This window comes from Alkalinema sp. FACHB-956, assembly GCF_014697025.1.
Taxonomy (GTDB): Bacteria; Cyanobacteriota; Cyanobacteriia; order Leptolyngbyales; family Leptolyngbyaceae; genus Alkalinema.
In genome coordinates, this window is sequence record NZ_JACJRC010000010.1 from 12,989 (window position 1) to 27,865 (window position 14,877).

General features: G+C 48.6%; 12 protein-coding genes. 3 read left to right on the forward strand and 9 right to left on the reverse strand.

Translation table 11 applies throughout. The features are described 5' to 3' along the window. Positions 1–127: 127 nt before the first annotated feature. Together H6G21_RS12660 and H6G21_RS12665 are read right to left on the reverse strand one after the other, a co-directional pair. A complete protein-coding gene (locus H6G21_RS12660; protein WP_190573784.1) occupies positions 128–502 on the reverse strand; it encodes a DUF4870 domain-containing protein in 375 nt (124 codons plus the stop codon). A 131-nt stretch (positions 503–633) separates the two neighbouring features. Beyond that, a complete protein-coding gene (locus tag H6G21_RS12665) occupies positions 634–1,455 on the reverse strand; it encodes a slipin family protein (protein ID WP_190573785.1) in 822 nt (273 codons plus the stop codon). A 330-nt stretch (positions 1,456–1,785) separates the two neighbouring features. Here H6G21_RS12665 and H6G21_RS12670 point away from each other — a divergent pair, with 330 nt between their 5' ends. Continuing rightward, positions 1,786–2,760 carry a class I SAM-dependent methyltransferase gene (locus tag H6G21_RS12670; protein WP_190573786.1) on the forward strand — a complete coding sequence of 325 codons (975 nt, stop codon included), beginning with the start codon at positions 1,786–1,788 and terminating at the stop codon, positions 2,758–2,760. Positions 2,761–2,875: 115 nt separating this feature from the next. Here the strand turns inward: H6G21_RS12670 and H6G21_RS12675 are convergent, their stop codons facing one another. The 6 genes from H6G21_RS12675 to petH all read right to left on the reverse strand — a co-directional run bounded on the left by H6G21_RS12675 (position 2,876) and on the right by petH (position 11,631). Next, positions 2,876–3,439, reverse strand: coding sequence for a pentapeptide repeat-containing protein (locus tag H6G21_RS12675; RefSeq protein ID WP_190573787.1), 564 nt, complete (start codon positions 3,437–3,439; stop codon positions 2,876–2,878). A 34-nt stretch (positions 3,440–3,473) separates the two neighbouring features. Continuing rightward, positions 3,474–5,033 (reverse strand): ATP-binding protein, encoded by a 1,560-nt coding sequence (locus tag H6G21_RS12680; protein ID WP_199307192.1) that lies wholly within the window; start codon positions 5,031–5,033, stop codon positions 3,474–3,476. A gap of 172 nt (positions 5,034–5,205) precedes the next feature. Then, positions 5,206–5,991 carry a cobalamin biosynthesis protein gene (locus H6G21_RS12685; RefSeq protein ID WP_199307193.1) on the reverse strand — a complete coding sequence of 262 codons (786 nt, stop codon included), beginning with the start codon at positions 5,989–5,991 and terminating at the stop codon, positions 5,206–5,208. A 102-nt stretch (positions 5,992–6,093) separates the two neighbouring features. After that, positions 6,094–9,009, reverse strand: coding sequence for a pre-peptidase C-terminal domain-containing protein (locus H6G21_RS12690; protein ID WP_190573788.1), 2,916 nt, complete (start codon positions 9,007–9,009; stop codon positions 6,094–6,096). A gap of 406 nt (positions 9,010–9,415) precedes the next feature. Further along, a complete protein-coding gene (cobO, locus tag H6G21_RS12695) occupies positions 9,416–10,069 on the reverse strand; it encodes a cob(I)yrinic acid a,c-diamide adenosyltransferase (RefSeq protein ID WP_190573789.1) in 654 nt (217 codons plus the stop codon). Positions 10,070–10,440: 371 nt separating this feature from the next. Beyond that, the gene (petH, locus tag H6G21_RS12700; RefSeq protein WP_190573790.1) at positions 10,441–11,631 is read right to left on the reverse strand and encodes a ferredoxin--NADP reductase; all 1,191 of its coding nucleotides are present in this window, start codon (positions 11,629–11,631) and stop codon (positions 10,441–10,443) included. A 451-nt stretch (positions 11,632–12,082) separates the two neighbouring features. On the opposite strand from petH, the gene H6G21_RS12705 reads away from it, so the two are divergent. Both H6G21_RS12705 and H6G21_RS12710 read left to right on the forward strand, forming a co-directional pair. After that, entirely contained in the window at positions 12,083–13,084 is a 1,002-nt protein-coding gene (locus H6G21_RS12705) for a phosphoribulokinase (protein ID WP_190573791.1), read from the forward strand. A 380-nt stretch (positions 13,085–13,464) separates the two neighbouring features. Continuing rightward, positions 13,465–14,220 (forward strand): hypothetical protein, encoded by a 756-nt coding sequence (locus tag H6G21_RS12710; RefSeq protein WP_190573792.1) that lies wholly within the window; start codon positions 13,465–13,467, stop codon positions 14,218–14,220. A gap of 126 nt (positions 14,221–14,346) precedes the next feature. On the opposite strand, the gene H6G21_RS12715 is transcribed toward H6G21_RS12710, so the two are convergent. Further along, the gene (locus H6G21_RS12715; RefSeq protein ID WP_190573793.1) at positions 14,347–14,757 is read right to left on the reverse strand and encodes a hypothetical protein; all 411 of its coding nucleotides are present in this window, start codon (positions 14,755–14,757) and stop codon (positions 14,347–14,349) included. Between the last annotated feature and the right edge of the window lie 120 nt (positions 14,758–14,877).

A 14,877-nucleotide genomic window follows, 5' to 3' on the forward strand; every position in this document is an offset into this window, starting at 1 on the left:
GATACACTAGAGACGTAATAGAGACGCAACAAAAAAGGGGAATGCTCCCCTTTTATCAAGATTGAATTGATCAACCTTGAATGATTCAATTGAACCGCAATCTTTTGAAGCGCACCGAAATTCCGCTCTACAGTACCCGGAAAATAAAGGGATAGCGGAAGGCTTCATCGGGATTGGCCAAGGTTTTGAGAATAGCGACGATCGACCAACCAAAGTGCCACAGGAACCCAAAGGCAATCATTGGAAAGAGCAGAATCCCTAAAATGCCAAAGGTCAGGAATGACAACACGCCGTAAATTCCACCGATCACGCTGGCCCAGAACCAAATATTTAAGTGGAAATTAATCGACTCCTTGGCATTGGCTTTTACCACCGGATCGTCGGAAATCATCAGCACGACGATCGGCGCAAAAATGGTGACAACCGAAACTCCGGCCAAGGTAAATCCGTGGCAAATCAATGAAAGTAAGCTGCGTTTACCAGAATCATATGAGCCTTGCATCTTAAAAAATTCCTCCAGTTCACCAACAGCTTCATCCTATCGGAATTCCCCCTAGAAACCGTAGAGGAGTTTACCGTACTTCATGGTTGAGACGAAATTGCACGTTTGTTGCCTCGATCGCAGCATTCCGGTTAAGCCTGATTCGTAAAGTCCGATGGTTGATCGGAACGGGGCGCAACAGAGTTGGAGTCATTCACCAGGGGGGCTGGATTGGCCAGTCGGTGGGCGAGATTGATCACATCGGATGGAATCATGACGATCGTCGTTGTGTTATTTTCCGTACCCACTTCCGTCAGCATTTGTAACCGTCGTAGCTCCAGAGCAGCGGGATTCAGGGCAATGTTCTGGGAGGCTTCAGCTAACTTGATAGATGCTTCCTGCTCAGCGGCAGCTTTGATGAGTCGTGCCCGTTTTTCTCGAATCGCTTCTGCTTCCTTTGCCATTGCCCGTTGCATACTCGTCGGGATTTCCACATCCTTAATTTCTACCCGTTCAATGACAATTCCCCAAGGTTCCGTGACTTCATCCACAATCTCCTGAACCCTCAAATTAATCTTGTCTCGGTTCTGTAAAACATCATCTAAAATGTTTTGTCCAACGACGTTCCTCAGCGTTGTTAATGCTGTTTGATAAACGGCTAATTCATAGCTCTGTACCCGATTGATAGCCTTGGCTGCATCCAAAATTCGGTAATACAACACAGCATTGACCCGAATGGTTACACTATCTGCGGTCACTGTTTCCTGGGGCTCAATGCTAACGGTACAAGTGCGCACATCCACCTGTACTTTTTGATCAACCATGGGAATAATCCAGTACAGTCCCGGCCCCATCACACCCTTCGATCGCCCCAACCGAAAAATGACACCCCGTTGATATTCCCGATCGATCTTAAAACCGGATAAAGAAGCGAGCAAAACTAATCCAATGAAATAACTCAAAAAACTGTTCATAGTTGCCCCATGTCTTGATAAATTAGTTTGCAAATAGTAATGAAGTAAAAAACAGAAAATTCCTCAACTGGTCAACTTGACGGATAGCAAGACATTTGTAGTGATGCAGAGTGGGTATAGTGATGCAGATGTAGTAATGCAGATTGGGTTAGTAATACAGATTGGGTTAGTAATGCAGATTGGGTGGAGTGATGCGGATTGGGGCACTCTGCTCCCAAGGAATGTGGGTGATCAGATCATCTGTCAGATAATCTGATTGTAGACATGACCCTAGACCGATCGTCTGCGGCAAATCTAAACGCAAGCTAAAGATTTCCTGGAATTTTTCCCATGGCTGATATCACGCCTGCCTACGAACTCAATCCCACTGGACGGTTCAGCGATCGTGCGGAGGAGTACGATCAATATCGCCCCAGCTACCCTGCTGCCGCGATCGATCGCATCCTCAGCCACCTTACCCCTGCGCCCATGGCTGTAGACTGTTCCATGAATTGCAACAGACCCACTGCCGCCGATATTGGGGCTGGCACTGGAATTGCTGCTCGCTTACTGGCCGATCGGGGCTTGCAAGTGTGGGCAGTGGAACCGAATGCCGCCATGCGGACAACCGGACAGCGCAGTGTACAAATACAAAGCAGTGTACAAATGCAAAGCAGTGTACAAGTACAAAACAGTGTACAAGTACAAAACAGTGTACAAGTACAAAACAGTGTACAAGTACAAAACAGTGTAGAACCTCACCTGACAACCCCCAATTCCCAGCCCATCACCTTTTGGGACGGAACTGCCGAGGCTACCCAATTGCCCCCAGCTTCCATGGACGTGGTTACTGCCTTCCAAGCCTTCCATTGGTTCCACCCCGATCGTGCCTTGGCGGAATTTCACCGGATTCTCAAACCAACAGGCCGTCTCGCGATCGTCTGGAATAACCGAGATCGATCGGACGCCTTCACTGCCCTGTATGGCAAATTCATGAAGCAGGCCAGTCCCACTCCCACCCTCGCTGAACGTCGCGACAATCCTGAACCGCTCTACCAGTCTGCGCTCTTTACCCACACCCACCATTACGCCATTGCCCATACGCAATCGCTAGATCTAGCGGGCTTACTGGGCCTCGCCAAAAGTCGATCCTATGTGCCACTGGCAGGCGCAGCCCACGATCGCCTCATGACTGATTTAACGCAGCTTTACCAGCAATTCGCCGATGACGCAGGTCGAGTCTTTATTCACTACCGGACTAACCTTTACCTTGCCACCCCTATATCGACTCCCCCGATCGCGCGGGTTGATAGCCCTGCGGAATAAAAACCAAAAGAAAGGATAGGAACCGGTTATTTCTAACCCCATTCCTATCCGCATTCCATCCCAATTCCGATCCTGGGATCCCATCACGGGGAGAAGCCCCCACAGGTCATCTGGATTAACCTCGGCAACCCAAGGATTCCCGAGTACTCACACCTGTTTGGGAGTTGATCCCATCGGCGATCGCGCAGAGTTGTTTGACCTGCAAGGCTGTCAAAATTGCCCCGGTAAAATCCGCTCCGGTAATGGTTACGCCATTAAATTCTGTCCTCAGGAGCATAGAATCAGTCAGATTGGCGTCCCGAAAATCGACATTGTACAGGCGCACTTGGTCAAAAATGGATTGGGTCAGATCGGCTCCCCGAAACACAGTTCCAGTAAACGTTGAGGTACTGAAGACGGCCCCTACCAAGTTCGCTTGGCTAAAATTTGTATCATTTAAATTGGCATTAGCAAACTCCGCTTGCGCCAGCTGTGCTCCTGTCAAATCCCGTCCAACCAAAGTTGACCCTGCCTCCGCCAAGGGATTACCACTTGCCGCTGCCGAAGCGGCTGCCTGAGCCGGGAGATCCCATCCCAAACAACCGACAACCATGACCCCGATCGCCATCACGGTGCAGAGCCGCTGCCGCCAGCGATCGCAACACACCACCAAGAAAGTTGAGAGCAGCCTAAACATCATGACGCACTATTGAGAGAATTCGTCCTCTCCCAGTTTAGTGGGCTATTGCACTGGGTTGAAGGGGGACCAACTCAGAATTCGCTGCCATCGCAGTGGACGCCATCCCCAGCGAGCCCACTAAGGGAAGGGTATTGGTGATCGGTGTCGAGAGGGTAGTTGAACCGCCAGATAAGCGAGCATCGGGCGCAACCGGTGGGATCAACATCCCAGTGATGGGCAATTCAATCCGAAACTCTGTTCCTTGCCCCAACACAGAATGGCAACTCAATTTGCCTTGGTGGGCCTCAATAATCTGATAACAAATAGAAAGCCCTAACCCTGTTCCTTTCCCGATCGGCTTGGTGGTGAAAAAGGGATCAAACACTTTGGCCTGAACGATTTCAGGAATCCCTGGCCCATTGTCCGCGATGCAAATAACCACCCGATCGTGCTGAACGGCAGTGTGGATGGTGATGGTTGGACGAGCCCGTTCGGAATAGAGCTCCGGTCTTTGCCGCCCGTAGTCCTCTAGGGCATCCAAGGCATTACTGAGCAGATTCATAAAGACTTGGTTAATCCGACCAGGATTGCAAGTCACCGCTGGCAAGTTGGCATAATCCCGCTGAATTTGAATTCCCGGCCAGCTCATGACTGGTTTGCATCGATGGCGTAGAATCAACAGCGTGCTTTCTAAGCCTTCATGGAGATCGACATCTTTCAACTCTGCTTCATCTAATCGAGAGAAGTTACGTAGGGATAAGACCAACTGACGCACACGATCGGTTCCACTGTACATCGAGTTCAAAACTCGGGGTAAGTCGGCTTTGAGGAATGCAAATTCAATCTCATCCCGATAGGCTTGAATTTCATCAACGGAGGCCGATTGCTCGTAGAGTTCGATTAACGCTAACAAATCCTGTGTATACTGCGAAACATGGGGCAGATTGCCATAGATAAAATTCACTGGGTTATTAATTTCATGGGCAATCCCCGCCACTAGCTGCCCTAAACTGGACATCTTTTCAGCTTGCAGAAGTTGCGTTTGCGTTTGGTGTAAATCAATTAAAATTTCTTCTAACTGTTTGGTTTGCTGTTGTGCAGTTTCTGCTGCACTTAAACTACTTTGATAGAGATAAACTAGTTGATCTGCAATGGTTGCTTGTTCAATGTCACTTTCCTTCTCATACTGATGCACGACACAATCTAGTGCATTCAATAACTCGTAATTTGCAGTGGTGAGAACTTCTTGCACCACTGGATGCGCGATCGAACGCTGATCTTCTGGCAATGCCAAGACTCGACGAACATTCGCAATATAGTTAGAAACGAGATCATTTAACCGTACTGGAGGCTCAAAATAAAGCGCTAAAACTGCTTGAGAGGGCGAACCGGGTAAGTTCAATTGCGCATCACCATGGATGAGCCCTCGGTGCGATCGCTCCATCAAATCAATTACATGGTGAAGTTCTTGGTGTAAAGCGATGGCTGGCTGCAAATCCGTGGCATAAATCCACTGTTGTAGCAGACAGGCGATACGTTGAGACAACATCCGCTGACGACCACTAACATTCACGATCGCTGCATTGATTTGCCGAGACAGGGTGATTGGATTCACAGGAGCTTAGCCCAAAGAAAGAAGAGTGACGATAGGCGTAAGAATTAGAATCTAAAAATAATTTTTTAGTTATTTTTGGATATTTACTCTTTCTACCGAATTCTAGGCCCCAACAATGTAAAGTAAGGCACAATTACTAATGACTCTTACTAATGACTCTGGTAATCTTGCGTCACCTGTATGATGTTCCAGCCTGGGTTCCAGTATATTCCCGATCAGCGACGGCAACAGCGATCGTCACCGCCCCCGGTTGCCCGTCCTGCCGAAATACCCGTTTCTTGACTAATAAATTCGCGATGTTGATTGTAGAGCCTACTGAGGGTTGAGTAGAGTCTGCTGAGAGTTGAGCAGCCAACAATGCCGCTGCGGCTGCCACACTGGGTGTTCCAACTTGGGTGGCCACGATGTCAGATGGTACTGGGATCGGGACCTGTTGTAATTGCTCTGCTGCGAAATATTGCACAGGATAGGAACGTGCGCTCGCTAGTTCGATTAAGCCCCCTTCATCTGCTTTTAAATCGATCGTGGCTAATCCTGCGATCGCCCCTTCTGCTAAATGATTTTCCTGAAACACACGTTGCAACCCTGCCTCAATCACCGATCGAGGGGTTGCCCGCTGGCATCCAATCCCCACCCACAATACTCTGGGATGCCACTGCACCTTAGGAAAGTTGGACTGGGGGGCAAACTTCCGCTGTCGATAACTAATCCAAACCCGCGCTTGGGCCTGAAATTCTGGCTTTGTGTCTGCACTATATTCCAGCTCATCCCACACAAAGGGATGGGTATCTGGCAAATTCCTTGCCCACAAATCGCAACCCGAATCCTGCAGAACCTGTACCCGATCGCCCCGCGCGATCGCCGCATTCACCCCCGCCCAATCACCACTGCCTTTTTGCCATCCGAAAAGCTGTCCCCATTCCTCAATTGAACAAACATGGACTGTCAAATCAAACACTCCCACTCACAGAAAATAGGGGACACTGTGATAAGTGTCCCCTATTTGCAAACCTAATTGTAAGCTATCGCTGCATAAAAGCTAACCTTCAGTACCTGTCAGTTAGGTAATCGGCTGTAAGTCTACTTGGAAACTCGCAAAGTCAATGCCTAGGCCCTGATTCAAATTATTATCTTCAACAGATTCTTCAATCAAGTTGCCGGGATCAATCCGCATCCCAATGTAAACCGTCTTAGTACCAGTCCCAAGATTTTGCCAGAAGTTATCCAAGGAGTCTGGCAAGAAAATGTTGCGGGTCTGAACACCAGATGTAGCAGGGCCTGAAGCAGTGCTACCTGCGATTCCAGCAATCTCAACCAAGTCAGACACCAGAGTACTGTCGTCAGCGTTACCAATAATGTTGTCCTGAGATAGCACAAACTGAATGTTGATCTTATTGTTGAAGTCTGTCGTAGGACGACGACCTTGGTTTTGGACACTGTAGCTGACTTGCAATGTGCCCTCTGGTAGATAGGTCTGCGATGGATTGATAACAGTCAGGGATTGCCCCACCAGTTCGGCTACTTGAACATTATTGGCCACAAAGCTGGAAGAATCCAGGAAGTTCCCTTGATTGGTATTATTCTGTTCACCTTCGGCTCCTTCCACTAGATTGTTATCGGCATCAATCACGACGCCAATGTAGTAAGTACCCGCATCTCGCGTCCAGAACTTCTTCGGATCGATGTTCCGGCCATCCGGTAGCACTAAATCCTCTATCAGTGTGAAGGTGCCTGTCGTTGGATCTTGACTTCCTACCACTGCTGGGTCAACACCATTGGTTACATCAACCGTTTTCAGCAACACCGTGGTACTACTATCTGGATCGATCGTCGAAGTTCGAGACAGGTAGTACTTCACCTTAAAGCTACCCGTCTTCACCGTTCCGCCGTTCTTGATGGTGAGGAAAGATTTTACAGTTTTCCGCTCAGGGTTGCCTGTATTAGTCACGTCCGGCAAATCTGTTGAGAAATCGTTGGATCCTGTCGGTGGATTAGTGGCTGTCGTCTCTGCGAGTCTAAAGTTGGTTCCAAAGACATCAATAGTTCTGGGGACCCCTTCAACATTCAATGTATAGGGCAGCAAACCATTGGAACTGCCGCCTGCATTGACTTTGAGGTAGTAAGTTCCTGTATCTAGAATGATCGCATTCCCTTCAGTTGGGTAGGGCACAGCTGTAGTTGTCAGATTGCCATTGGCATCAGCCTTGTACAGCTCTAGCGAAACGGATGAGTTTTCATCTGAGGCCTTAAAGTCTGTAGACTGAAGAACTGTGAACTTGTACCAGTCAGTCTTGTTGTTGCGGTTACTGACGGTGTCTTTATAGACACCTTTATTATTCAGAACCCCAATATCGAAAGCTTCAGTGGAACTGGAGCCCCCGATCGTCTGGAACTGACTGGTCAATTGAACTGACCCAAATTGAGGCTCTTTGTAATCCCCATAATTTAGACTCGGTAGCTGCCACGCAGAACCGGTAGCATTGGACAGTAATTTACTTTCAACGATGGTGAGTCCATCCATCTTCCAAACGTAGACATCCCCTGCTTGGCCTCGCCAAAGGATATGAGATGTGGAATTGTTAAAGCCATCAAAATCATGAACGCCTAGTACCTCGTAACCAGATCCGACAAAAGGATTACTGCCGTTGGTAAGAGATAATTGGCGGGCCGCCGTATAGGCTAATCCATTAGTTCCTCCTCCCATGAGCCAGCCATAGGTGCCCCCTTGTCCATTGTCAGTATTACGCCAGAGAAAATCAGCAATTCCATCCCCATTCAAATCTTTAATGGCAGCAACCTTATAGGCTGATGACACAGAATAGGCCACACTGTCTACCAGTGTTGTTCCATTCATTTTCCAGATGGCTAGTTGATTGCGTTGATCATTACGCCAAATAATATCAGCCTGACCATCCCCGGTAACATCGACAAAGCCAATGATCTTATAATCTAAAGATGGTTGGATCGGTACAACAGTGGCTGAAAGAATTGCAGTACTACTCAGAGTCCAGAGAGCCACCTGATTGGAAAACCGATTCTTCCAAAGGACATCGGCTCCAAATTGGCTATCAATATTATTGACTCCTACAACATCCCAACCAGAAGAGGCCGGCAACGTAAAACCCAGCGCTCGGTTGAGGATTGTTCCACCACTGATCGTTGGAACGCCCGTTTGGGGATTTTTTCCCATCAGCCACATGGCGATGTCACCGGAAACCAGGTTCCGCCATAAAATGTCAGCCGTCCCATTACCATCTAGATCTTTCAATGACTGAACATTCCACTCTTGCCCAACTCTAATGACATTGCCAAGGCTATCTCGAATTGCAGCAGATCCTGGAGCAAAGGTCATGCCATCATTAGTCCACCAGATTGCAGCTGCACCATAGTCGCTAGAGTTAATATTACGGTTTTGCCAGAAAAAGTCATTAGTACCATCCCCGTCAAAATCACCAGTTCCCACAAGCACATAATCACTACTAATGGGTTGTGATGATGTTCCTACAACGGTTGTGTCCTGAATCCTCCACGGAGCAAAAACATTAGCAGCTGAATTGCGCCATAGGATACTACCCGAAAAATCGGAGCTACTGGTGACTACCGATAACTTGTAGTCAGCGGAAGGTGCGGCTGAACCGAGATCCACTTTGAGATAGTAAGTTCCTGCACCCGCTGCTGCATCATTAAGAACAATCACATCACTGAGGCGACCTTGGTTGTTAGTCGGTAGGTTTTGGACTAAATCATTCTCAGTCGCTACAGCACTATCGGTACGACGATAGAGTGATAGCCTGGCGTCCCCAGTCAACCCGTTCAAAACAATTTTCAGGTTGCTATCACTCGATAACGAAAAGCGATAATAGTCAACCTCGTCGCCCCCAGTAGCACTAAGAGAACCTGTAAGTGGTGACGATCCTGCCGTAGTTGTGATGTTAGTAGGAGTTGCGAAAGAATTATTGTTCAGGTTAGCAGGCATAGCTGTGGCCTTGTAAGATGGCAGATGGTTCGACGGATTCCCAAGGGTTAGTGTGCCCCAGGAAAGAAGATTTATTTCAGAAAGAAGCGCGAATATTACCAAACCTAGGCGAGGTCTCGCTTGGGGGATGTCCCCTCAAGTAATACGCCTAAGTTGCAGGAGAATGTTGCCCGCTATTGTAGTGGCAGCAAATCATTTGATTAATCAGCGTTAACTCGGAAGTTTATTTGTAGATATCTTGAAGTTTATTTGTAGATATCTTGAAGTTGGGAACAGCAGGTGCCATATCCCTAATTCATTGGGTCATTACATCCTAGAGTTCAGTAACGCTGGGCCGTTGAAATAACGGTGGTCAGGGAGTGAGCTAGTTGCTTCTTATCCTAATAGGTATTGAGCTAGGACCTGGCTAGAACTCAATACCGGCTTGTGCTTTGACACCTTGCTCCTTAAAGGGATGTTTCACTAACGTCATTTCTGTCACTAAATCTGCTTTATCAATCAGATCAGCAGGTGCACCACGTCCAGTCAAAATGACATGTTTATCTTGCGGCTTTTGCTCTAATTCTTGAAGTACTTGAGAACTACTCAGGTACCCCAGCTTTAATGCAATATTAACCTCATCCAGAAGAATAAGCCGATAATCCGGATGACGAATGAAATCTTGAGCTTTCTGCCAAGCGGTCTGAGCCCTTTGGATATCCCGATCGCGATCCTGGGTTTCCCAGGTAAATCCTTCCCCCATGGCGTGGAACTCTAATTGTTCTCCCCAAGGGGCAAAGGCTGCTTTTTCTGCGGGTTCCCATGCTCCTTTAATAAACTGCACGATCGCAACTTTGTACCCATGGCCGAGCGATCGTAAGACCATCCCTAAGGCAGCCGTTGTTTTCCCCTTCCCGTTCCCGGTGTGGACAATAATCAGTCCTTTTTCTTGATTTTTCTCTGCAAGTCGCTTTTCCTGCACTGCTTTGCGACGCTGCATTTTCCGCTGATACTGTTCTTCTGTCAGCGTTAAATCTGCTGCTGTTTGTTCTAGATCCGGGGGCAAATCCGATGAAGGCATAACACTTTCTCAGTCAAGATAGGGAATTCGAGAACACTCAAAGCGTGCTACAGAGTACTTTAACGTGAGTTCGACCAACGAGTATTGTCCCTTACAAATCCCCTGGGCTTGGCTGAAGAATTCACTTTCGGGGGTGTCAGGGGACTCGACTCCCCCAACATAGCAGCCTCGACGATCGCGCCGCACCACGAATTCATCGAACTCACGCTACTTTAGGATAGGTAGGCGGCGATCGAAGCCACCAACGTTTCCATAAAACTACCAACGTTTCCATAAAAAAAGGACACTTCAGAATTGAAGTATCCCTGAATCTAAACAATGGGACCAGTCTTAAGCTCAAACTTGTCCCACAGGACTATCCTGAACCTGGATTAGTAAGTTTCAACGTGCCAACGCTCTTCTTTCTTCATCTGGCGGACGTATTCCTTCCAGACAATCCCTTCCTTGGCGGCTTCGGCTCCCAAAGCTTCCTCAATTCCTGGCTCCATTCCCCGCAAACCACAAATATAAGTGTGGGTTTTGGGATTCTTCATGAGGTTCCACAGTTCAACTGCATTTTCGCCCACTCGGTGTTGGATATACATCCGGCCACCTTCTTGGTTTTGTTGTTCCCGACTGATCGCGTAGGTTAAACGGAAATTTTCAGGATAGCGGGTTTGCATTTCTTCCAACTCTTCCCGGTAGAGAATGTTGGGGCTAGTCGGAACCCCGAAGACCAACCAAGCGAAACCCTTAAACTGGTAGTGGGGGTTGGCTGCACGCTCTTTATCTTTGAACATCCGCCATAGGTAAGCCCGCATGGGTGCAATCCCTGTGCCCGTTGCAAACATGATGACATTGGCGTCTTCATCGGGCGGCAGGAGCATTTCTTTCCCGGTTGGGCCAGTAATTTGCACCTCATCCCCTTGCTTCAGGTTACACAGGTAGGTAGAACAAACGCCGTAGATCGTCTCTCCGGCTTCATTCTTGTATTCCAATTGACGAACGCAAAGCGAAACGGTTTTGTCGTCTACATCATCCCCATGGCGGGTGGACGCGATCGAGTAAAGGCGCAGCTTATAAGGCTTACCCTTCGCATCGATTCCCGGAGGAATGATTCCGATACTTTGCCCTTCCACGTACTTCAGATCGCTACCATCAATATCAAACTTGATGTGTTGCACAATTCCAACCCCCCCGTCACCGACCAAAGCCTCATTGGAGACGACTTTGCCTGTGAGCGGGTTATTCGGACGATAGGTGTTAACCCGTACCTCTTCGTGTGCCACGGCTTTTTTCTCTGACTTAGGCGCTTCCGCCTTAGTTTCAGACACCGCAGCAGGAGCTGTCTGTGCAGTAGGAACAAAAGTGGAAACTGCAGGCCCTTGGGTACCATCCAGGGGCTGAATGCTCACAATTTTGCCGCCACGACGGGAAATCTGCTGCACGAAGCTGGACATGCGATCGTAGGACACATTGAAGAACGTAGAACCGCTTTCGCGTCCCCCTAGCAGCCCTACTACTTCGTATCGATACATCCGACTGCCAGCCGACTGGCTGCCGCTTGCGCTGGAATTAAACATTTCGAGAATTTCTCCGAACCTAACCTTAAGTCTCTTATTTCTTATTAAGTATTGTGACTCATTGTGGTGCCACGACCAAGACATCCGCATGAGAGCTTAAGAGATATTGTGGGATCAGTCCCTCAAAACTTCGTGAAGTTCCCGTAAACCCCCTTGGCAAACTTGCGCTCAATCTTGTGACCGTGAATAGGCTTCTGGTAAAATCTGGCCTAGCGCGTAGTACTAAATACTTAGTAAAGCTTATAGAGAACATGTAACCTAGTTTTCCCCTAGGGAGCCTCTGTTCTGAACAGAATTGCCAGCATGAACAGGCTGACTTCTGTTGTAGGCTTATTAAGGTGACGCTGGCATACCGTGAGCATGCCAATTTGGGGTTTTGTTCCCTAGTGATACCAATCTAACTGATTTGGATTGTCAGTTGAGCAGACGACTTCGTGTTTAGAGGAAACCTATGACTAAGCCAGACCGTGTGGTACTCATCGGCGTTGCTGGAGATTCCGGCTGCGGTAAGTCCACGTTTTTGCGCCGCATCACCGATCTGTTCGGGGAAGATTTTGTAACGGTGATCTGCCTCGACGACTACCACAGTCTGGATCGTAAGCAGCGCAAAGAAACTGGGATTACAGCCTTGGATCCCCGTGCAAATAACTTTGATCTGATGTATGAGCAGATCAAAACGCTGAAAAGCGGCAAGAGCATCATGAAGCCAATCTACAACCATGAGACTGGCGAAATTGATCCGCCCGAAAATATTGATCCGAACCACATCATTGTGGTGGAAGGTTTACACCCGTTGTTTGACGAGCGTGTAAGAGGTTTGTTGGACTTCAGCGTTTACCTTGATATTGACGATGAGGTCAAAATTGCTTGGAAGATTCAGCGCGACATGGCTGAGCGTGGCCACAGCTACGAAGATGTACTGCAAGCCATTAATGCCCGGAAGCCTGACTTTGAAGCTTACATCGATCCGCAAAAGCAATATGCTGACGTGGTCATCCGTGTGTTGCCGACCAACCTAATTAAGGATGATACAGAGCGCAAAGTCCTGCGGGTTCAGATGATCCAACGGGATGGTGTGACCGGCTTTGAGCCAACCTACCTGTTTGATGAAGGGTCTACGATCGATTGGATTCCCTGCGGACGTAAGCTCACCTGTTCCTATCCCGGCATCAAGATGCACTACGGGCCTGATGTCTACTACGGCAACAGTGTATCGGTGCTCGAAGTCGATGGACAGTTCGACAAGCTGGATGAAGTGATCTACATCGAGAAGCACCTGAGCAACACCTCTGCGAAGCATCCCGGCGAAGTCACCGAGTTGCTGCTGCAACACCGTGAATATCCAGGTTCTAACAATGGAACCGGTTTGTTCCAAGTGTTAACGGGTGTGAAGATGCGCGCCACCTATGAGCGGCTGATCCAAGAAGCTAGCAAGGTTGCAGCGAGTGTTTAATGCACTGATTGGAGCGGCGGTGGGACGATCGAACGCCTTCTCAGGAAGCTTTGGGTCGCTTGTCCGCACTCGTTAGATAACTTGCAGTAGATAACTTGCAGTCATACGTTGTATGGAGGCTGAAGTAGACACGGAATTTTCCTGTCTATCTTCAGCCTTTTATGTGCTTGGACTTTTGTTGTGAGATGGCGTGAGGCCGGACGCTTTAGTTCGCCAACCCCATTGATTTAATTGGGTAATTGCTGCAATAAGATCTGCTACGCAGTCCCGATCGCGGGAGCGTACCGCTTTATCTTTATAATGTTTTATTAAACTGCATTTGAGAATTTGCTCTCAGAATTGTTGTTTTTAGCTCAGTCGCATTTAAGAAGGAAGGGGCGATGGCGACCAATCGTAGAACTAGATCTGCCGGTACCAGCCGCAGTAAAACAGCCAGTACCTCTGTGGAAAAAGCCGATTCATCTTCTACGGATACGTCGGAATCACCTACCCCAGAACAACCCACTGCTGAACATGCGCCTACTGAAACACCTGAAGAGCCCATTGCAGTTGATTCACCCATAGCTCAGTCTGTTGATTCTGCTGAACCTGAAGCGAGTTCTGCTCCTGTCGAAGACACCCAACAGGTAGATATCCCAAAACAGGCAGCAGTGGAATCCCAAGAACCCCAAGCTGTTACCCAGGCATCCCAAGGAGAAAAGGCGATGAGTCAAGAGGAAACCGTCCAAATTACGCCCCAACCTGTCCAGGAAGGAACGGCGATCGTCACCAGCCCGTCCACATCCTATATGGATCGTCCTGTTATGCCCAGTGAACTTGAAGTAGCAGGCACAATTCAATCCGCAGGCATCCGTCCGATCGCAAGTAGCAATTTAGCTGTCGTCGGAACCATTCTGAATGGTCGTCCTATCATGTCCTCTAGCTTTAAAGTTGCTGAGCTTCTTCCTGGGAATAGCCCGATTTTCTGCGATGAGGTGAAGTATCTCTCCGGTGATGCAGGCTTACCTGGCAACCGTCCGATTCTGGTGAGTCCGCCTGCGCTCCTCGCGGCCTCGGTGCTAATGGGAAATCGGCCAATCTTCTCCAATGAAACCGTTGATCCGGAACCTGCGGTGCTGATGGGTTACTTAGATTAAAGTTAGGCTGCCAAAGACTACACTTCAGTAGACTAAAGCTCAATTTTCCAAGAAGAAGGCTCTTTATGAGCCTTCTTTTGTTTTGAACCCTGAATCCAGCCACGACTGAGACATTAACTGAGACATTCAGGAATCGTGGGGACGCCTGATCGATTCAAATTTTTTCAGGTGCTGTTTGAGACAGAGCAGGCTGAGGGTTTGCCCGAGATCGATCGGGAGAAGCGACACCCCTTCAATGCGCGACTGCACCCAGCCTTCACCCCACGCCCACTCGTGGAATCCGTCAATGCCTTGGCTCAGGAGCAGACAGAGTCGATGGTTTTCCACACACTGAACGGTGTGACGGACGGGTAATAATCCGCCGGCCAAGGAGAGAAACGTAGAGTTTGCTTCCAGGGTGGGGGGAAGATCGATCGGGAAACGTTGAAACCGTAACCACTGCACCAGTTCATCACTCTGGGTAAGGCAGCGCTTGAGGGTCTCCGTTGAGGCATCCACCTCAATGCGTAATGTACTCTGCTGAAACGATCCAAACATGGTGCCCTAAACCTGTGCAAGCGTCCTGGATTGATTGTAAGCGAACAAGATGGGGGGTTGGATATACCGCCTGGAGACTTCGGTTTCCCCACTAGTCCAGGTTTGTTCCCTTTCCGCCTT

What these genes read in the sequence shown, in the direction of transcription:
- H6G21_RS12665 (WP_190573785.1), bottom strand. Translation starts at nt 1,455, where the DNA reads ATGAACAGTTTTTTGAGTTATTTCATTGGATTAGTTTTGCTCGCTTCT.
- H6G21_RS12705 (WP_190573791.1), top strand. Translation starts at nt 12,083, where the DNA reads ATGACTAAGCCAGACCGTGTGGTACTCATCGGCGTTGCTGGAGATTCC.
- H6G21_RS12715 (WP_190573793.1), bottom strand. Translation starts at nt 14,757, where the DNA reads ATGTTTGGATCGTTTCAGCAGAGTACATTACGCATTGAGGTGGATGCC.
- H6G21_RS12660 (WP_190573784.1), bottom strand. Translation starts at nt 502, where the DNA reads ATGCAAGGCTCATATGATTCTGGTAAACGCAGCTTACTTTCATTGATT.
- H6G21_RS12675 (WP_190573787.1), bottom strand. Translation starts at nt 3,439, where the DNA reads ATGATGTTTAGGCTGCTCTCAACTTTCTTGGTGGTGTGTTGCGATCGC.
- H6G21_RS12690 (WP_190573788.1), bottom strand. Translation starts at nt 9,009, where the DNA reads ATGCCTGCTAACCTGAACAATAATTCTTTCGCAACTCCTACTAACATC.
- H6G21_RS12710 (WP_190573792.1), top strand. Translation starts at nt 13,465, where the DNA reads ATGGCGACCAATCGTAGAACTAGATCTGCCGGTACCAGCCGCAGTAAA.
- petH (WP_190573790.1), bottom strand. Translation starts at nt 11,631, where the DNA reads ATGTTTAATTCCAGCGCAAGCGGCAGCCAGTCGGCTGGCAGTCGGATG.
- H6G21_RS12670 (WP_190573786.1), top strand. Translation starts at nt 1,786, where the DNA reads ATGGCTGATATCACGCCTGCCTACGAACTCAATCCCACTGGACGGTTC.
- cobO (WP_190573789.1), bottom strand. Translation starts at nt 10,069, where the DNA reads ATGCCTTCATCGGATTTGCCCCCGGATCTAGAACAAACAGCAGCAGAT.